This window comes from Streptomyces sp. NPDC127108 (genome assembly GCF_042677545.1).
Classification (GTDB): Bacteria; Actinomycetota; Actinomycetes; order Streptomycetales; family Streptomycetaceae; genus Streptomyces.
On the sequence record NZ_JBHXTE010000013.1, the window covers coordinates 1 to 17,967 of the forward strand.

Below are 17,967 nucleotides of genomic sequence, written 5' to 3' on the forward strand. Positions count from 1 at the left end.
AGATATGGAAGCCCTGTAAGGGGTGGAGTTGACTGGTACTAATAGGCCGAGGGCTTGTCCTCAGTTGCTCGCGTCCACTGTGTTGGTTCTGAAACCACGAACAACCCCATAGTCGGGCCACGACGGCGGTGCGGTTGACAGTTTCATAGTGTTTCGGTGGTCATAGCGTGAGGGAAACGCCCGGTTACATTCCGAACCCGGAAGCTAAGCCTTACAGCGCCGATGGTACTGCAGGGGGGACCCTGTGGGAGAGTAGGACGCCGCCGAACTAAATTTGATAAAGCCGTATCCCCCGAGTTTCGACTCGGGGGATACGGCTTTTTTGCGTTCCAGTGCACCCCTTTTAGCTGGTGGCTCGCAGACAGCACGTTGTTCTACAGGCGGCCCGCTGCCTTCAGGGACAGATAGGCGTCGGCCAGGGCAGGGGCCAGATTGTCAGGGGTCGCGTCCACGACCGTGACGCCATGACGGGTGAGCTGTTCCGCGGTGCGTTGGCGTTCCGCCTGGGCCTGTGCGCCGGCCGCCGCGTCGTACACCGCTTCTGTCGTTCCCCGGGCCTTCGCCATTTGAGTGATGTGAGGGTCGGCTACCGAGGCGACCAGCACCGTGTGGCGCTGCGTGAGCCGGGAGAGTACCGGCAGCAGGCCCTCCTCGATGGGGGCCGCTTCGAGACTCGTGAGAAGCACGATCAAAGAGCTTCGGGGGGCGGCGCGCAGCGCTGTCGCCGTGAGGCCGCGGGCGTCCGTCTCGACGAGCTCGGGTTCGAGCGTGGCCAGGGCGCTGACGAGGGACGGCAGTACATCGCCAGCGGACTTGCCCTGGACCAGGGCGCGTACCCGGCGGTCGTAGGCGAGGAGGTCCACGCGGTCGCCTGCGCGGGAGGCCAGGGCGGCCAGGAGGAGAGCGGCGTCCATCGACGCGTCGAGGCGCGGGGCGTCGCCCACGCGGCCCGCGGACGTGCGGCCGGTGTCGAGGACCAGCAGGATGTGGCGGTCCCGCTCGGGGCGCCAGGTGCGGACGGCCACCGAGGACTGCCGTGCCGTGGCGCGCCAGTCGATGGAGCGGGTGTCGTCGCCGGGGACGTACTCGCGGAGGCTGTCGAACTCCGTGCCCTGACCGCGGATCAGCACACTGGTGCGGCCGTCCAGTTCGCGCAGGCGGGCCAGCTTCGACGGCAGGTGCTTGCGGCTGGCGAAAGGCGGCAGGACACGGAGCGTCCACGGCACCCGATGGCTGCCCTGGCGGGTGAAGAGGCCCAACGGGCCCCTCGAGCGGATCGTGACGCGGTCGGCATGGTGGTCGCCGCGGCGGGTCGGGCGCAGCCGGGTCGTGATGCGGCGGCGCTCACCGGCCGGGACGTCCAAAGGGTTTCTGGACCCGGTGACCTCGGTGCCCGGCTGCCAGCTGCTGGGAGGCCAGGCGTCGCGGACCTCGGCACGCAGACGGCGGTTGGTGCGGTTCGTGACGGTCAGCTGGACGTCCACCGGCTCGCCGAGACGTACTGAGGAGTCGCCGGAGCGGGTCAGGCCCAGGCGGCGTACGGGGGCGGCCAGGGCGAAGTCGCAGGCGCAGGCCAGGGCCAAGGGGGCGTTGACGGCGAGGATGCCGGTCCAGCTGGGCTCCACGATGCCTACGGGGAGGGAACCCAGCGCCGCCAGGAGGGCGGTGCGGCCGGTCAGGGGCATCAGCGGGGCACCGGGACGTGGGCGAGGATCGCGTTGATGACGGAGTCGGCCGTCACGCCCTCCATCTCGGCCTCGGGGCGCAGTTGGACGCGGTGGCGCAGTGCGGGGAGGGCGAGGGCCTTCACGTCGTCGGGGATGACGTAGTCGCGGCCCGTCAGCCAGGCCCACGCACGGGCCGTGGACAGCAGGGCCGTGGCGCCGCGCGGGGAGACGCCCAGCGTGAGGGACGGCGATTCGCGCGTGGCGCGGCAGATGTCGACTACGTAGGCGGTGATCTCGGGGGAGACGGCTGTCTTCGCGACGGCCGCGCGGGCCGCTTCCAGGTCCTCGGGGCCCGCGACGGGGCGCACGCCGGCGGCGCGCAGGTCGCGCGGATTGAAGCCTTCCGCGTGGCGCGTCAGGACGGCGATCTCGTCCTGGCGGGTGGGCAGGGGGACCGTCAACTTCAAGAGGAAACGGTCCAGCTGGGCCTCGGGAAGGGGGTACGTGCCCTCGTACTCGACCGGGTTCTGCGTTGCGGCGACGAGGAACGGCTCGGGGAGGGGGCGCGGGGTGCCGTCGACCGTGACCTGGCGCTCCTCCATCGCCTCGAGGAGGGACGACTGGGTCTTGGGCGGGGTGCGGTTGATCTCGTCGGCGAGGAGGAGATTGGTGAAGACCGGGCCCGGCTGGAAGGAGAACTCCGTGGTGCGGGCGTCGTAGACGAGGGAGCCCGTGACGTCGCTCGGCATCAGGTCGGGAGTGAACTGGACGCGCTTGGTGTCGAGTTCGAGGGAGGCGGCGAGGGCGCGTACGAGCAGGGTCTTCGCGACGCCCGGGACGCCTTCAAGCAGGACGTGGCCGCGGCAGAGCAGGGCCACGACGAGGCCGGTGACGGCGGGGTCCTGGCCGACCACGGCCTTGGAGATCTCCGTGCGCAGGGACTCCAGGGAGGAGCGGGCGCCGCCGGAGCTCGCGGCGTTGTCAGTGGTCGGGTCCATCATGAAGTACGTACCTCACTTTCGAGGGCGTCGAGTTGGTCGGCGAGGGCGATGAGCCCTGCGTCGTCGCCGGGGGGCGGGCCGAAGAGGAGGGGGAGCAGGTCCTGGCCGGGCGTGCGGAGACGGCTGGTCAGGGCGGGCAGGAGCGCTTCGGGCGTGTGGGCCCGGGCGGTGGGGACGCCGACGAGGGGGGCGAGTCGGGTGCGGGTGGCCGAGCGGAGGGCCGCGGCGGCGCGGTCGCGGGCGTCGGCCTTGCGGTAGAGGCGGGCGCGGCCCTCGGCGGTCTCCGAGGCGCGGATCGCGACGGGGAGTTTCTCGGGGACTAGAGGGCCGAGGCGGCGGCCGCGCCACAGGGCCGCGAGGACGGCGGCGAGGGTGAGCTGCAGCGTGCCCCAGAGCCAGCCGGAGGGGATCAGGTCGAAGAAGCTGTCGTCGGCTGTGTCGTCGACGGCGTCGTCGGAGAGCGAGGGGAGGTACCAGACCAAGTGGGGGCGCGAACCGAGCAGTTGCAGGGCGAGCGAGGCGTTGCCGTGCTTGTCGAGGCGGTCGTTGTGGAGGATGTCGGGGGCGCCGAGGACGACCGTGTCGCCGCGCGCCGGAGACTTCTCCGGGGTGTTCCGCGCGGTGTCCTCCGGTGCTTCCCGCGGGCTGTCCTCTGCTTCCTGTGGGGTGCTGTCCGCGTTGTCCGGGGTGTCCTCCGCGTTGTCGCCGGTCTCCGGAGAGCCGTCCTTCGCCGTGGTCGTGGGGAGGACGAGGAGGCTGGGCAGGCCGTCGGAGACGTAGCAGGCCTCGGCGCCGGGGGCGAGCGAGTCGTAGCGGATGCCGCCCACGTCCGCGGAGCCGGCGCGGCGGGCCGTGGGCAGGTCGCAGTCCGGGGACAGCGTCGAGTCGTCGCTGGGGGTGGCGTCCGCGGCGACCCCGGGGGCGAGCCTCGACACCGACGGGTCGCCGGGGGCGACCAGGACGGTGCGCCCGCCGGAGCCCTCGGTGGCGTCGTGCAGCTGGGACTGCTGGCGGTCGGTGAGCAGGTCCGGGTTGGCCACCAGGAGGGTGGTGTCGGGGCCCGCGGCGGCCCGTGCCTCGGCGGTGGTGGTCACGACGCGCGTGGACACGCCCCGGTCGGCGAGGAGTTCGGCGACGGCGCGGCTGCCGTAGGGGTCGGCGGAGCGCGGGTCGAGGTTGCCGTGCTCGGTGCCGGAGCGGACGGCCGCGATGGCGACGGCGGTCGCCAGGAGGACGACGGCGGCGAGGACGATGCCGCGGGTGCGGGTCCAGAGCTGGCGGGGCGTGGGGGCCATCGACGTCGACGGGGTGGCGGGGCTGCCGTCGGCAGGGGGCGGTCCGTCGGAGGCCGGGGCGGGGGCGTCGGTGAGGGCGGTGGGGGTGCTGGTGGGTGCGCTGGGCGTTGCGGGAGTTCCGGATGCTCCGGAAGTTCCGGACGCTCCGGGAGTTCCGGGTGCGCCGGTGGGTGGTGTGGTCGGGGTGTGGTGCGTGGGGGGTGTCGGCCCGGGCGGGGTGCCGGGGGAGTCCGTCATCGGATCGCTCCCCAGGAGGCGCTGTCGGACGGGGCGTGGGACGCGGTGGTGAGGAGCGGCTTGGTGTGCTCCAGGTCGCGGTCCAGGTCGGCGAGCCGGTGGTACGCCGCTTCCGTGGCCGTACGGCCTCCGTACGTCACGTCGTCGAAGTCCCGGGCTGCCGCGTGCAGGCGGTCCTCGTGGTCGGGCAGGGGGCGGGCGGCCTCCGCGGCGGCCTCGTCGGCGGTGCGGCCGGGGCGCGGGTCGAGCAGGGCGCGTTCCTCCAGGGAGCGCACGATCGCCCGCATCCGCTCCTGGAGGGCCTGGCTCCAGTGGCCCTGGGTCGCGTGCGCCTCGGCGTCCGCGCGATGCTCGGCGGCGCTGCGGGGGCGGTCGTCGAAGAGCGCCGCGGAGGTGGTGGGGGCGCGGCGAGGGGTGCCGAGGCGCCACCAGAGGGCCGCGGCGACCGCCACCACCGCGAGCACGATGACCACCAGGCCGATCACACCGCCCGGTGCCGCGCCGGACGCCGCGCCGAGCAGGTCGTCGATCCAGCCCCAGAAGCGGTTCAGGGCGCGCTGGAAGAGGCTCGGGTCGTTCTCGTGGTACATCGACTTGGACAGTTCGCGCTCGGCCGCCTCCCGCGCGGGGCGGTCCGGGATCGTCAGCGGGGGACCGTCGTCGCCGCGCGGCAGCGTGACGCCCGTACCGACGCCGGGTGGCCTCACGGACACCGACACGCCGGTTCCGGGCGGTACGACGGCCGCCCGGAACCCGGCGCCCGGCCGCGCGGAGGCCGCGCCGAAGAAGGCGTGCGGCAGCCGTGCGGCCGCGCCGAGCACGTCGAGTACCGCCCCCGCCGACGTCACCGCATCAGCTCCCCGGGGTGCCGGGGGCGTCGTCGGGGCCGTGGCCCGGCACGCCGGCGGCGCGGGCGAGTTCGAGGTCGAGGGCCTCGCGGCGGATCCGCTGGTCGATGTAGAGGAGCACGGAGACCCCGGCGGTGATCGGGAACGTCAGCATGGAGCCGATCACCTGCCCGATGCCGCTGACGATCAGGAAGGTCCAGCCGACGTCGCTCGTGCTGCTGTCCAGGAAACCGGACACGCCGTCGCCGCTGACCGCGCCCGCGATGAGGGTGAACGGGATGCCGATGATCGACACGACGACGTTCGTGATGACCATGGCCAGCAGGTTGATGCCGAAGACCCGCCACCAGGAGAGACGCACCAGCTTGGCGGACCGGCGGAGCGCCTGCTTCACCCCCTGCTTCTCCAGCATCAGCGCCGGAGAGGCGAGCGAGAAGCGGATCATCAGCCAGACGGCGACGACACCCGCCGCGAGCCCGCCGAGGAAGATGAGGGCGATTCCTCCGTCGCCCCCTCCGGCGAGTGTGACCAGGATGCCCGGCACGGTTCCGGCGGCGACGACGCCCAGGCCGATGAGCGGCAGGAGCAGCGTCAGGCCGAGCAGCTTCCACAGCTGCGGGCGGGCGTCCTGCCAGGCCTCGGCCGTGGTGACCGACTTGCCCAGGACGGCGCGGCTCGTGACCATCGTCAACAGTGCCGTGGCGACGATCGTGCCGAGCAGCATGACGACGATGACGACGCCGAAGCTGAGGAGCGTGTCCCGGAGGGCCCGCACCACCTCTCCGGTCGTCGCGCTCGAGTCGTCCAGGGCCTCGAGGTTCTGGTTGTCGTTCAGGACCAGGCCCTGGAGCAGGACGAGGCAGAGCTCGGAGACGACGGCGACGGTCAGCGAGATGCCGAGGACCGTGCGCCAGTACGTGCGCATCGTGGAGACCGCGCCGTCCAGGATCTCGCCTACGGCCAGCGGGCGCAGCGGGATGACGCCCGGCTTCGCGGCGGCCGGCGGGCCCTGCCAGGCGCCCCAGCCGCGGTAGGGGCCGCCTGGCCCACCGGGGCCACCGCCCCAGCCGGGCCCTGCGGAGCCACCAGCGCCGCCGGAGCCGCCGGGGCCACCGCCCCAGCCCTGGCCGGGCGGCGCGGGCGGTGGCGGGCTCTGGTCGGGTGCCTGAGGGCTGGGCGCGGACCACTGAGCGGGCGGCGGCTGCTCCTTGGACCACTTCGAGCCCGGGCCGCTCGGCTGGTCCTCGGGCTTGTCGGACCCCTTCTTGCCGGGGTCGTGGCCGTCGGAGGGGGCAGATCCGGGCGAGGCCCAGCCCGGAGTGTCGTTCATCGTCGCTCCTTCACAGTGCCCGTCCGCGGTCGCGGCGGCAGGTTGGCAGCCATCGTGCCACGGGGCGGTTGCCCCGGGGTCGGGCGCGGTGGTGCGGAGGCCGAGTGCCGTGGCCGGATGGGCTGCACACCTTCTATTGTCCGGCCGGTAGCGGGCAGACTGGGCGGATGGCTGATCAGTACGCGCAATCCGGCGAAGCCGTGCCGCCGTCCGAAAGCCCTGAGACCCCTGCGGTCCCCGCGATCCCCGAGATCCCTGCGACGCACGGGATCCCCGCGGCCCAGGGGATCCCCGCGATCCGCTGGGACGAGCCACCGGAGGGACCCGTCGTCGTCCTCCTCGACCAGACCCGGCTCCCGGGTGAGGAGAGCGAGCTGGTGTGCACGGATCCGCCCGCCCTCGTGCAGGCCATCCGGACGCTGGCCGTGCGCGGGGCGCCGCTGCTCGGCATCACGGGTGCGTACGGCGTCGCCCTGGCGGCGGCCCGCGGCTTCGACGTGGACGAGGCCGCCGACGCCCTCGCGGGGGTGCGGCCCACCGCGGTCAACCTGGCGTACGGCGCGCGCAGGGCCCAGACGGCGTACCGCGAGGCCCTGGCCGGCGGCGCGGACGAGCGGCGCGCGGCGGGGGCGGTCCTCGCCGCGGCGCGGGCGGTGCACGCGGAGGACGCCGAGGCCAGCGGGCGGATGGCGGTGCACGGCCTGGCGCTGCTCGACGAGCTGATGCCCGGCGGCGGTCACCGCGTCCTCACGCACTGCAACACCGGGGCGCTGGTCTCCGGCGGCGAGGGCACGGCCTTCGCGGTGGCGCTCGCCGCGCACCGTGAGGGGCGGCTGCGCAGGCTGTGGGTCGACGAGACCCGGCCGCTGCTCCAGGGCGCCCGGCTGACGGCGTACGAGGCGGCGCGCAACGGCATGCCGTACACCCTTCTGACCGACAACGCCGCGGGTTCGCTGTTCGCGGCCGGTGAGGTGGACGCCGTGCTGATCGGCGCCGACCGGATCGCGGCCGACGGTTCGGTGGCCAACAAGGTGGGGAGCTATCCGCTCGCGGTGCTGGCCCGCTATCACCACGTGCCGTTCATCGTGGTGGCGCCGGTGACGACGGTGGACCCGGAGACCCCCGACGGGGCCGCCATCGAGGTGGAACAGCGAGCCAGTCATGAGGTGACGGAGGTCACAGTGCCCTTCGTGTCGATGGCCGGAGCCGAGGCGGGAGGGGGGATCTCGGTGGCACCACTGGGGACGCAGGCGTACAACCCGGCGTTCGACGTCACCCCGCCCGAGTTGGTGACAGCCGTCGTCACGGAGGAAGGTGTCGTCTCACCCGTGACAACGGAGGGCCTCGCCGAGCTGTGTGCCAGGTCACGCCAGGTAACGATTAGCTAATGGGATGATGTCAGGCATGAAGGGACGAGTCCTTGTCGTCGACGACGACACCGCACTGGCCGAGATGCTCGGGATTGTGCTGCGTGGTGAAGGTTTTGAGCCGTCGTTCGTAGCTGATGGCGACAAGGCGCTGGCCGCTTTCCGGGAGGCCAAGCCCGATCTGGTGCTTCTCGACCTGATGCTGCCCGGGCGGGACGGCATCGAGGTGTGCCGTCTGATCAGGGCGGAGTCCGGGGTGCCCATCGTCATGCTCACGGCCAAGAGCGACACCGTGGATGTGGTGGTCGGCCTGGAGTCGGGGGCCGATGACTACATCGTCAAGCCGTTCAAGCCCAAGGAGCTGGTGGCGCGCATCCGTGCGCGGCTGCGCCGCTCCGAGGAGCCCGCGCCGGAGCAGCTGGCCATCGGTGACCTGGTCATCGACGTGGCCGGGCACTCCGTGAAGCGGGACGGGCAGTCGATCGCGCTGACGCCGCTCGAGTTCGACCTGCTGGTCGCGCTGGCCCGCAAGCCGTGGCAGGTGTTCACGCGCGAGGTGCTCCTCGAGCAGGTCTGGGGCTACCGCCACGCGGCCGACACCCGCCTGGTGAATGTGCATGTGCAGCGGCTGCGCTCCAAGGTCGAGCGCGACCCGGAGCGTCCGGAGATCGTCGTGACCGTCCGTGGCGTCGGTTACAAGGCCGGACCGAGCTGACGTGTCCCGGGACAGTTCCTCTCCGGCGCCCGGCGAACCGGGAGCGCGGCCGGGGCGGACTGTGCGGCCGCCGAGTCCGCCGCGACGCGCCCCGAGGTTCGGGGCGCTGGTCGACAGCGGTCTGATGCTGCAGGGCGGGGTGCAGGGCAGCAGCCCGCTGCTGCGGCTCTTCACGCGCTGGGTGCGCCGCCCGCTGCTGCCGATGATGCGGCTGTGGCGGCGCAACATCCAGCTGAAAGTCGTCGTCACGACGCTCCTGATGTCGCTCGGCGTGGTGCTGCTGCTCGGCTTCGTCGTCATGAGCTCGGTCAGCAACGGCCTGCTCAAGGCCAAGGTGAACGCGGCGCAGAGCCAGGCCGACGGCGGCTTCCGGGCCGCCCAGGAGCAGGCCAACACCGCCCACCAGCCCACCGGCCAGGGCGGCGACGCCGCGGACGGTCCCACCGCGCAGAACGCCGCCGTGTGGCTGTCCGAGCTGGCCGAGCAGCTCGCCAGCGGCGGCCAGAACGCCTTCTACGTAGTCACGCTCAGCTCCAGCGCGAGCGACAGCGGCAGCGTGCGCGGGCCCAGGGCCTCCGGCGGCGTGGACCCGATCCAGAGCGTGCCCGTGGACCTGCGCGACCGGGTCGACGGCGGCTCCCTCGCGTACCAGAGCAATACGCGCATCGACTTCATCGACCACCGCGAGTCCCAGCCCGGCCTGGTCATCGGCAAGCAGCTGAGCGACCTCAACGGCGACTCGTACCAGCTCTACTACCTCTTCCCGCTGACGCAGGAAGAGGAGTCGATGAACCTGGTGCGCGGCACGCTCGCCACGGCCGGTCTTTTCGTGGTGGTGCTCCTCGGGGCCATCGCCTGGCTGGTGGTGCGCCAGGTCGTCACGCCCGTGCGGATGGCGGCCGGGATCGCCGAGCGGCTGTCCGCGGGGCGCCTTCAGGAACGCATGAAGGTCACCGGGGAGGACGACATCGCGCGCCTCGGCGAGGCCTTCAACAAGATGGCGTCGAACCTGCAGCTGAAGATCCAGCAGCTGGAGGAGCTGTCGCGGATGCAGCGGCGGTTCGTCTCCGACGTGTCGCACGAGCTGCGTACGCCGCTGACGACCGTGCGGATGGCCGCCGACGTCATCCATGAGGCACGCGTGGACTTCGACCCGGTGACGGCCCGCTCCGCGGAGCTCCTCGCCGACCAGCTGGACCGCTTCGAGTCGCTCCTCGCGGACCTGCTCGAGATCAGCCGGTTCGACGCGGGAGCGGCGGCCCTGGAGGCCGAGCCGATAGACCTGCGTGAGGTGGTACGCCGCGTCGTGGGCGGCGCCGAGCCGCTGGCGGAGCGCAAGGGCACCCACATACGGGTCGTCGGCGACCAGCAGCCGGTCGTCGCGGAGGCGGACGCGCGACGGGTGGAGCGGGTCCTGCGGAACCTCGTCGTCAACGCCGTGGAGCACGGTGACGGCAAGGACGTGGTGGTCCGCCTCGCGGCCGCGGGCGGCGCGGTCGCCGTGGCGGTGCGGGACTACGGAGTCGGGCTCAAGCCCGGCGAGGCCACGCGCGTGTTCAGCCGCTTCTGGCGGGCCGACCCGGCACGCGCGCGTACCACCGGTGGTACGGGCCTCGGGCTCTCCATCGCCCTGGAGGACGCCCGGCTGCACGGCGGGTGGCTGCAGGCCTGGGGCGAGCCGGGCGGCGGGTCGCAGTTCCGGCTCACGCTGCCGCGCACGGCCGACGAGCCGCTGCGGGGCTCGCCGATACCGCTGGAGCCCGACGACTCCCGCCGTCACCGCGGCCTCAACGGCGCGGGGCTGCCCCTCGCGGGCGGCACGAAGCGGGCCACAGTGCCCCACCAGGCGCCCCCGGACCGGGTGCCGCCGCCCATGCCCGCGAAGGCGCCGATCGCGCCGAGGCTGGCCCGTGCGGCCGCCCTGGACGTGGACCCGACGGCACTGCCGGGCAACGGGGCGCGGGTCGTGCCCCGGCAGGCCTGGGAGGAGTCGGGGTCGGAGCGGGCTTCCGGAGCGGGCGGGGCGTCCGGCGCGGACGTGGAGAACGGCTTCTACGGAGAGGTCGATTCGCTCACGGGAGCCTCGGCGGCCGAGGCGGCCACGGCGGCCGAGGCGGCCACGGAGGCCGACGTGGACGCGGTCGGCGACGGCCCGGTGGGCAGCGGGGCCCTGGAGGACAGGGGCACCCCGACGGGTGCCGACACCGGAGACGCCCCCAGGGGCGCCGACGCCGTAGTGGACGGGGACGCCTCGGCCGGCGCGAACGCAGGCGTGGACAGGGACACCCCCATCAGCACGGACGCCTCGGCGGACAGCGACGTCCGCGCCGGAGCGGACACCGTCGCGGGCAGGGAAGAGGAGGCCTCGCGTGGGCGCTGAGGGTCAACTGCGGGGGCGCACGCGTCCGCTGCGCGCCGGAGTGGTGCTCGCCGCGTGCGGCGCGCTGATCGCCGGATGCGCCTCCATGCCCGACGAGGGCAACATGAAGAAGGTCGAGGCCTCCCAGCGGCCCGACTCGCAGTCCCAGGTGCGCGTGTACGCCATGCCGCCGCCCGAGGACGCGGGCGCGGTCGACATCGTCCAGGGCTTCCTGGAGGCGCTGACCAGCGACGACCCGGACTTCGCCATCGCGCGGAAGTACCTGACGAAGAAGGCGTCCCAGAACTGGCACCCGGAGCGCTCCACCACGGTGCTCGCCGACGGCCCGAACACGGTCGCGGACAACGTGGGCAACAACAACGAGGGCGAGCGCACGTACTCGCTGACCGGCCGCAGGCTCGCCACCGTCAACGAGCAGCGCGCGTACAAGCCCGACGCGCGGCCGTACAAGCAGTCCGTGCACCTCACCCAGCAGAGCGGCCCGAACGGCATGGTGTGGCGCATCGACGTCCCGCCCGCGGGCGTCGTGCTCGGCGAGTCCGACTTCGAGCGGAACTACCAGGCCGTCAACAAGTACTACTTCGCGCTGCCCCCGGGGAACGTGAAGACCCGTGACAGGCCCGGCGGCCAGCAGGGGCTCGTCGCCGATCCCATCTACGTGCGCCAGCGCATCGACCCCTTGACCGAGACGGTGAAGGCGCTGCTCGACGGCCCCACCAACTGGCTTACGCCGGTGGTCCGTTCGGCGGTCCCGATAGGGGCGCGGCTCGCCTCCGACACCAAGTCGCTGACGCCCGACGACAAGAACAAGCTGGTCGTGCCGCTGAACGCGCGCGCCGACACGCTCGGGCACGACCAGTGCACGCAGGTGGCCGCCCAACTGCTCTTCACGCTCCAGGACCTGACGGCCTCCGGAGTGGAGCAGGTGGAACTGCAGCGCAAGAACGGCTCGCAGCTGTGCGTCCTCAGCAAGGACCGCGCCGAGACCGTCGCGCCGCACCGCACGGCGGACCTTCCCGCGTACCAGTACTTCATCGACGAGAAGAAGCGGCTGGTACGGATGCCCGGCAACGCGGGCAGCAACGCCGCGCCCGAGCCGGTGACCGGGCCGTTCGGCGACGAGTCGCAGCCGCTGCGCTCGGCGGCGGTGTCGCGCGACGAGGAGCACGCGGCCGGTGTGTCCCTCGACGGGCGGCGGCTCTACACCACGTCGGTGGTGTCCAAGTCCACGCTCGGCGGCCCGGAGCTGCGTTCCCGCGCCAAGTCGGACAAGGACGGCCTCTCGACGCCCAGTTGGGACGGCCGGGGTGACCTGTGGGTGGCCGACCGGGACCCGAAGCGGCCGCGGCTGCTGTGGCTCTCGGAGGGCACCGGCGAGCCGGTCCAGGTCCGCGTCCCCGACCTGAACGGGCGCATCGAGGCGGTGCGGGTCGCGGCCGACGGGGTGCGGGTCGCGCTCCTGGTGACGAAGAACGGCGAGACCAAGCTGCAGATCGGCCGCGTCGAGTGGGCGGACGGCAAGGGCGGACAGCCCGACATCTCCGTGGTCGAACTGCTGGAGGCGGCACCGCAGATGGAGGAGGTGACCGCCATGTCCTGGGCGGGCGTCAGCCGCCTCGTGGTGGTCGGCCGCGAGTCCGGCGGTGTGCAGCAGATGCGGTACGTCCAGTCCGACGGGTCCGCGCGCACGGGGGCGACGCTGCCCGGTCTGACCGGCGCGAAGGAGATCGCCGCGTCGGAGGACGAGCGTCAGCCGCTGGTGGCGCACTCGGACGACGGGATCGTCCGGCTGCCGTCCGGAGCGCAGTGGCAGACGGTGGTCAAGGAGGGGACGGCTCCGATCTACCCCGGGTGAGTCGACCTCCCAACAGCCCTTCGGCGCAGCTCAATCGGGGTGCCGCGAGTTATCCACAGGTGGTTGTCCACAGGGGTGGCCGGGCGGCGTGCGGGTTGGCACAGTGGGGACATGCGGGGGTGGTGGCAGGACCTCACGGATCTGGTGCTGCCGGCTGACTGCGCGGGCTGCGGGAGGCCGCGCGTGGCTCTGTGCGCCGGCTGCCGGGCCGCTCTGTGCGGGGCGGCGCCGCGCAGGGTGCGGCCGGACCCGGAGCCGCGGGGGCTGCCGGTGGTGCACGCGGCCGCGGCGTACGGAGAAGCGGTGCGGGCGGTGCTGCTCGCGCACAAGGAGCGGGGCGCGCTGCCGTTGGCAGGAGCGCTCGGCGAGGCCCTCGCGGGGGCGGTGCGGGCGGCGCTGCGGGCCGCGGTGGTGGACGGGGCGTGGCCCGTGGTCGGCCCGGGCCGAGCTTTCGTCGGGCCTGTGCTGTTGGTGCCGGTGCCGTCCGCGCGCCGGTCCGTGCGGGCGCGGGGGCACGACCCGGTGCGGCGGATCGCGCTGGCGGCGGCGGGGGAGCTGAGGCGCGCCGGGATGCCGGTGAGCGTGCTGTCCGTGCTGCGGCAGCGGCGCCCGGTCGCGGACCAGGCCGGGCTCAACTCCCGTCAGCGGCAGGCGAACCTGTCGGGGGCGCTGGAGGTGGCGGCCGGTGCGGGGCCGCTGCTGCGGGACGCGGGGCGGATCGTCGTCGTGGACGACCTCATGACGACGGGTGCCTCGCTGGCCGAGGCGGCGCGCGCGTTGGGAGGCGTATGTGGCGTACATGGGGTAGGCGACAGGGCAGGGGGTGGGGAGGGCGTGAGGGCGAGGGAGGCCGGTGAGAGCGGCAGGAGCGTACGGAGTGCACAGGTGGCGGCGGAGCGCCAGGGTGGGAATCGGCCAAGCTGGGACGGCCGCGGCGGCGTCGTGGAGACGGCCGGGAATGGGCGCCCGGCCAGCGGAATGCCTCGTTTAAACATCATCCGGGCCGCGGTTGTCGCCACTTCCGCGACTTCTTTCGAAATAAACCGGAACTGACTGAGAACTTTCATCGTTGCAGGTAGTGAGAGGGCCTATCCACCCGAATGGAGGTACGTGTCAGTAGAGGGTGACGACATCCGTCCGGGCGAGATATGTTCGGTTGTGAGGAACGGCGGACTGCGCCCCTCGCATATCGGAATGCCGGTCTTCGGGGTTTCCCGCAATCACCCGGGACCGGTGGGTGGAGATCTTGTCCACGGGGGAGGAGGAGGTGGAAGTCACCGAGTCCGAGGCTCCGGGAGTTTCCGGGGTCTGGTGCAAAAGGGAGAAGCTCCGCCGAAGCAGCGGAGCGATCCGGGAACGGAGTTCTGCGTGGACATCGTCGTCAAGGGCCGCAAGACCGAGGTGCCCGAGCGGTTCCGCAAGCACGTGGCCGAGAAGCTGAAGCTGGACAAGATCCAGAAGCTCGACGGCAAGGTGATCAGCCTCGACGTCGAGGTGTCCAAGGAAACCAACCCGCGTCAGGCCGACCGTTCCGACCGCGTGGAGATCACCGTCCGTGGACGTGGGCCCGTGATCCGCGCGGAGGCATCGGCGTCCGATCCGTACGCGGCGCTCGACCTGGCCACCGCCAAGCTCGAGGCACGACTGCGCAAGCAGCACGAGAAGCGGCACAACAGGCGCGGCACCGGCAGGCTCACCGCCGCCGAAGTGGCTGCCCACGTCCCGGAGGCGGCGCATCTCAACGGGGACGGCAGCCTGGACCGCGACGAGGAGCCGCAAGGCGTGCCCACCACCAGGATCGGCTCCCTGGAGATCCAGGGCGAAGGCCCCCTCGTGGTCCGCGAGAAGACGCACGTCGCAGCACCCATGTCCCTCGACCAGGCGCTGTACGAGATGGAACTGGTCGGACACGACTTCTATCTGTACGTCGACTCCGAGACCAAGGAACCGAGCGTCGTCTACCGACGGCACGCCTACGACTACGGCGTCATCCGCCTCAACACCGACCCCATGGTCACGCACCCGCAGCAGGCCGGCGGGAGCGGTGTCCTCGGCGGCTGACACCCCCTTCGCGGAGCGCATGAAAGGTGCCCCTGGAGCGCGTGTGCGCCCCCAGGGGCACCCCCGTGCGACCACTGCGCGCACGACCGGGGGGCCGAGCATGGAATCATGGGCCCGACGGCCCAACCCGCTTGACTCTGCCTAGGGTTGGTGCAGCCAAGGCAAGAGACTGGCCCTGGCCTTCAGGGGGAGGAACGATGGCGGAAAGCTTCGGACCGATGCGGAGCGAGGATGCCGGTGACGGCATCGGCATCGGCACGGACGCGGGCGCCCCGCGCAAGGAGCCCATCAGGGTCCTGGTCGTGGACGACCACGCGCTCTTCCGTCGCGGCCTGGAGATCGTCCTCGCCGCCGAGGAGGACATCCAGGTGGTCGGGGAGGCGGGCGACGGCGCCGAGGCGGTGGACAAGGCCGCGGACCTGCTGCCCGACATCGTGCTCATGGACGTACGGATGCCGAAGCGCGGCGGCATCGAGGCGTGCACCTCCATCAAGGAGGTGGCGCCCAGCGCCAAGATCATCATGCTGACGATCAGCGACGAGGAAGCGGATCTCTACGACGCCATCAAGGCGGGTGCGACGGGCTATCTCCTGAAGGAGATCTCCACCGACGAGGTCGCCACGGCCATCCGCGCGGTGGCCGACGGGCAGTCGCAGATCAGCCCCTCGATGGCCTCGAAGCTGCTCACCGAGTTCAAGTCGATGATCCAGCGCACCGACGAGCGGCGGCTGGTGCCCGCGCCCCGGCTGACCGACCGGGAGCTGGAAGTCCTCAAGCTCGTCGCCACGGGGATGAACAACCGCGACATCGCCAAGGAGCTGTTCATCTCCGAGAACACCGTGAAGAACCACGTGCGCAACATCCTGGAGAAGCTGCAGCTGCACTCCAGGATGGAAGCCGTGGTCTACGCGATGCGGGAGAAGATCCTCGAGATCCGCTGATCCTGAGCCTCTGCCCCGGGCCGTCGCCTGGGCCTCCGCCTGAGCTTCCGCCCGGGCCCGGTCCGGGCGGGAGGCCCGGGCGGGCCGGAGGTCAGCTCACCGCGCGGACCAGGTCCGCGGTCAGCTCCGGGCGGTCGACGCGCTCGATGCGTACGGAGTCGCAGTCCACCCACCGGGCCGCCTCGACGAGCGCCTGCGCCACCGCGGGCACCGCCTTCGGGCCTTCCAGGGACACCTGCTTGGCCACCAGCGTGCCGCCCTCGCGCGCGGGGTCCACCCGGCCGACCAGACGGCCGCCCGCGAGCACCGGCATCGCGAAGTAGCCGTACACCCGCTTCGGTTTGGGGACGTACGCCTCCAGGCGGTGGGTGAAGCCGAAGATCCGCTCCGTGCGCGCACGCTCCCAGATCAGGGAGTCGAACGGCGACAGGAGCGTCGTGCGGTGGCGGCCGCGCGGGGGTGTGGCCAGCGCCTCCGGGTCCGCCCAGGCGGGCTTGTCCCAGCCCTCCACGGTCACCGGGACCAGGCCCGAGTCCGCGACCACCGCGTCGAACTCCTCGCCCTTCAGGCGGTGGTAGTCGGCGATGTCCGCGCGCGTGCCGACGCCCAGGGACCGGCCCGCCAGGCCGATCAGGCGGCGTACGCACTCCCTGTCGTCCAGGTCGTCGTGCAGCAACTCGTCCGGGATCGCGCGCTCCGCGAGGTCGTACACCCGCTTCCAGGAGCGGCGCTCCGTGCACACCACCTCGCCGTACATCAGGGCGCGCTCCACCGCGATCTTGGAGTCGGACCAGTCCCACCATTCGCCCTTGTTCTTCGCGCCGCCCAACTCCGTCGCCGTCAGCGGGCCTTCGGCGCGGAGCTGCTTGATGACCTGGTCGTACGCGCCGTCCGGGAGGTCGTGGTGCCAGTGCGGGCGGGAGCGGTAGGCGCGGCGGCGGAAGGCGAAGTGGGGCCACTCCTCGATGGGGAGGATGCAGGCTGCGTGTGACCAGTACTCGAAGGCGTGCGGTGGGGTCGGGGGGGGGTGGTCTCGGATGTCGGCGTCCAGTACGCCGACTCGACCTTCTTGCGGCCTACCGCGCCCAGGCGGGCGTAGGGGATCAGCTCGTGCGAGCGGGCCAGGACCGAGATCGTGTCCAGCTGGACCGCGCCCAGGTGACGGAGCACGCCTCGGACGCCCGACCTGCGGTCGGGGGCGCCTAGGAAGCCCTGGGCCCTCAGGGCCATGCGGCGGGCCTCGTCTGCGGTGAGGGTGAGCTCGGGGCGCGGCATGGTCGTCGTCATGGTCGGAACGATAGGGGGAGGGTCTGACAGTGGGGGTGGGGGTGGGGGTGGCCTCGCGGGGGCGCCCCAGTCCCGCCCCTTCTCCGAAACCGGGGCTTCGCCCCTGGACCCCAGGGGGTGGGTGTCCCGTGCGGGTGGGACGGTCCGCCGCCGGATCGGCGCTTCGCGCCTCGTCCTCAAACGCCGGACGGGCTGAGATTGGGCTGATCAAGTGGCGGACGGGCTGGGATTGGGCTGCTCAAACGCCGGACGGGCTGGAATGGCCTGGGGGTGTGGGTGGGGCGGGGCGTCGTCGGGTTGGTGTTTCGCAGCTCGTTCTCAGGTGCCGGTCGTTCGGCTGGGGAGGTAGGGCTGGAGGGACGGGAGGGCGATGTCCGAGGGGAGCAGGGCGCCCACCCAGCAGTCGCGGAGTGTGCCCTTGTTGAGGAGGGCCGCGCGCAGGGTGCCCTCGATGACGAAGCCCGCCTTCTCGGCCACCGCGCGGGAGCCGCGGTTGCCTACCTCCGCCCGCCATTCCAGGCGCGTGCAGCCCAGACGCTCGAACGCCCAGTGGGCCACGGCTTGCACGATCTCGGTCATGTACCCCTGGCCCCGGTGTTCGCCGGCCGTCCAGAAGCCGATCTCCCAGGCGCCCGAGCGCGGGTGGTGCAGGCTCGTCGCGGCGAGCAGCGGGCCGCCGCCGCGTGGGCGCACCGCCCAGGTGTACTCCATGTCGTACCGCCAGCCGTCCGGGACCATGCGGCCGACGAAGCCCTCGGCGTCCACGCGCGCGTAGGGCGACGGGATCGTGGTCCAGCGCTGGATCTCGGGATCCTGGCAGGCCGCGTGCACCTCGTCGATGTCGTCCGGCGTGAAGGTGCGCAGCAGCAGGCGCTCGGTGGTCAGGGTGACGGGCTCCATCGACTGATTCTGCTCGTGGCGGAGCGGACGGCGCCAGCGGTTTGCACGGGAGAGGGAGGGAGGCGATGTGGGGTCGGGTGCGT

The 17,967-nt window shown here is 72.4% G+C and carries 13 protein-coding genes, 1 rRNA gene and 1 pseudogene; 8 read left to right on the forward strand and 7 right to left on the reverse strand.

Features of this window, described 5'->3' with window-relative positions:
- Positions 1-152: 152 nt before the first annotated feature.
- A 5S ribosomal RNA gene (gene rrf / locus ACFVHO_RS13025) occupies positions 153-269 on the forward strand.
- Between the two features lie 105 nt (positions 270-374).
- Here the strand turns inward: rrf and ACFVHO_RS13030 are convergent.
- From ACFVHO_RS13030 to ACFVHO_RS13050, 5 genes are all read right to left on the reverse strand, one after another.
- A complete protein-coding gene (locus ACFVHO_RS13030; protein WP_385712987.1) occupies positions 375-1,685 on the reverse strand; it encodes a DUF58 domain-containing protein in 1,311 nt (436 codons plus the stop codon).
- Positions 1,685-2,665, reverse strand: coding sequence for an AAA family ATPase (locus tag ACFVHO_RS13035; RefSeq protein ID WP_385712989.1), 981 nt, complete (start codon positions 2,663-2,665; stop codon positions 1,685-1,687). The genes ACFVHO_RS13030 and ACFVHO_RS13035 overlap by 1 nt, the downstream gene beginning before the upstream one ends.
- Complete coding sequence (locus ACFVHO_RS13040) at positions 2,665-3,963, reverse strand: DUF4350 domain-containing protein (RefSeq protein ID WP_385713227.1); 1,299 nt, start codon at positions 3,961-3,963, stop codon at positions 2,665-2,667. The genes ACFVHO_RS13035 and ACFVHO_RS13040 overlap by 1 nt, the downstream gene beginning before the upstream one ends.
- Before the next feature lie 233 nt (positions 3,964-4,196).
- Entirely contained in the window at positions 4,197-4,919 is a 723-nt protein-coding gene (locus ACFVHO_RS13045) for a DUF4129 domain-containing protein (protein ID WP_385713229.1), read from the reverse strand.
- Between the two features lie 133 nt (positions 4,920-5,052).
- The gene (locus ACFVHO_RS13050; RefSeq protein WP_385712991.1) at positions 5,053-6,378 is read right to left on the reverse strand and encodes a glycerophosphoryl diester phosphodiesterase membrane domain-containing protein; all 1,326 of its coding nucleotides are present in this window, start codon (positions 6,376-6,378) and stop codon (positions 5,053-5,055) included.
- Positions 6,379-6,545: 167 nt separating this feature from the next.
- Here ACFVHO_RS13050 and mtnA point away from each other — a divergent pair, with 167 nt between their 5' ends.
- The 7 genes from mtnA to ACFVHO_RS13085 all read left to right on the forward strand — a co-directional run bounded on the left by mtnA (position 6,546) and on the right by ACFVHO_RS13085 (position 15,697).
- Positions 6,546-7,766, forward strand: coding sequence for an S-methyl-5-thioribose-1-phosphate isomerase (mtnA, locus tag ACFVHO_RS13055; protein WP_385712993.1), 1,221 nt, complete (start codon positions 6,546-6,548; stop codon positions 7,764-7,766).
- Between the two features lie 4 nt (positions 7,767-7,770).
- Positions 7,771-8,460: a two-component system response regulator MtrA gene (gene mtrA / locus ACFVHO_RS13060; protein ID WP_189176211.1), complete on the forward strand. Its 690-nt coding sequence runs from the start codon at positions 7,771-7,773 to the stop codon at positions 8,458-8,460.
- 1 nt (position 8,461) lies between these two features.
- Positions 8,462-10,840: an MtrAB system histidine kinase MtrB gene (gene mtrB / locus ACFVHO_RS13065; RefSeq protein WP_385712995.1), complete on the forward strand. Its 2,379-nt coding sequence runs from the start codon at positions 8,462-8,464 to the stop codon at positions 10,838-10,840.
- The gene (locus ACFVHO_RS13070) at positions 10,830-12,695 is read left to right on the forward strand and encodes an LpqB family beta-propeller domain-containing protein (protein ID WP_385712997.1); all 1,866 of its coding nucleotides are present in this window, start codon (positions 10,830-10,832) and stop codon (positions 12,693-12,695) included. The genes mtrB and ACFVHO_RS13070 overlap by 11 nt, the downstream gene beginning before the upstream one ends.
- Positions 12,696-12,806: 111 nt before the next feature.
- Complete coding sequence (locus tag ACFVHO_RS13075) at positions 12,807-13,748, forward strand: ComF family protein (RefSeq protein WP_385712998.1); 942 nt, start codon at positions 12,807-12,809, stop codon at positions 13,746-13,748.
- A gap of 315 nt (positions 13,749-14,063) precedes the next feature.
- A complete protein-coding gene (gene hpf / locus ACFVHO_RS13080) occupies positions 14,064-14,756 on the forward strand; it encodes a ribosome hibernation-promoting factor, HPF/YfiA family (RefSeq protein ID WP_385713000.1) in 693 nt (230 codons plus the stop codon).
- Positions 14,757-14,953: 197 nt separating this feature from the next.
- A complete protein-coding gene (locus ACFVHO_RS13085) occupies positions 14,954-15,697 on the forward strand; it encodes a response regulator (RefSeq protein ID WP_385713002.1) in 744 nt (247 codons plus the stop codon).
- Between the two features lie 91 nt (positions 15,698-15,788).
- Here ACFVHO_RS13085 and ACFVHO_RS13090 read toward each other — a convergent pair.
- Together ACFVHO_RS13090 and ACFVHO_RS13095 are read right to left on the reverse strand one after the other, a co-directional pair.
- Positions 15,789-16,984, reverse strand: a pseudogene (locus ACFVHO_RS13090) (winged helix-turn-helix domain-containing protein).
- 318 nt (positions 16,985-17,302) lie between these two features.
- Complete coding sequence (locus ACFVHO_RS13095) at positions 17,303-17,884, reverse strand: GNAT family N-acetyltransferase (RefSeq protein ID WP_385713004.1); 582 nt, start codon at positions 17,882-17,884, stop codon at positions 17,303-17,305.
- Positions 17,885-17,967 lie beyond the last annotated feature (83 nt).

Excerpts from the sequence above, each read along its gene's own strand:
- ACFVHO_RS13030 (WP_385712987.1), bottom strand. The coding sequence starts at position 1,685 with ATGCCCCTGACCGGCCGCACCGCCCTCCTGGCGGCGCTGGGTTCCCTC.
- ACFVHO_RS13035 (WP_385712989.1), bottom strand. The coding sequence starts at position 2,665 with ATGGACCCGACCACTGACAACGCCGCGAGCTCCGGCGGCGCCCGCTCC.
- ACFVHO_RS13040 (WP_385713227.1), bottom strand. The coding sequence starts at position 3,963 with ATGGCCCCCACGCCCCGCCAGCTCTGGACCCGCACCCGCGGCATCGTC.
- ACFVHO_RS13050 (WP_385712991.1), bottom strand. The coding sequence starts at position 6,378 with ATGAACGACACTCCGGGCTGGGCCTCGCCCGGATCTGCCCCCTCCGAC.
- mtnA (WP_385712993.1), top strand. The coding sequence starts at position 6,546 with ATGGCTGATCAGTACGCGCAATCCGGCGAAGCCGTGCCGCCGTCCGAA.
- mtrA (WP_189176211.1), top strand. The coding sequence starts at position 7,771 with ATGATGTCAGGCATGAAGGGACGAGTCCTTGTCGTCGACGACGACACC.
- ACFVHO_RS13075 (WP_385712998.1), top strand. The coding sequence starts at position 12,807 with ATGCGGGGGTGGTGGCAGGACCTCACGGATCTGGTGCTGCCGGCTGAC.
- ACFVHO_RS13085 (WP_385713002.1), top strand. The coding sequence starts at position 14,954 with ATGGCGGAAAGCTTCGGACCGATGCGGAGCGAGGATGCCGGTGACGGC.
- ACFVHO_RS13095 (WP_385713004.1), bottom strand. The coding sequence starts at position 17,884 with ATGGAGCCCGTCACCCTGACCACCGAGCGCCTGCTGCTGCGCACCTTC.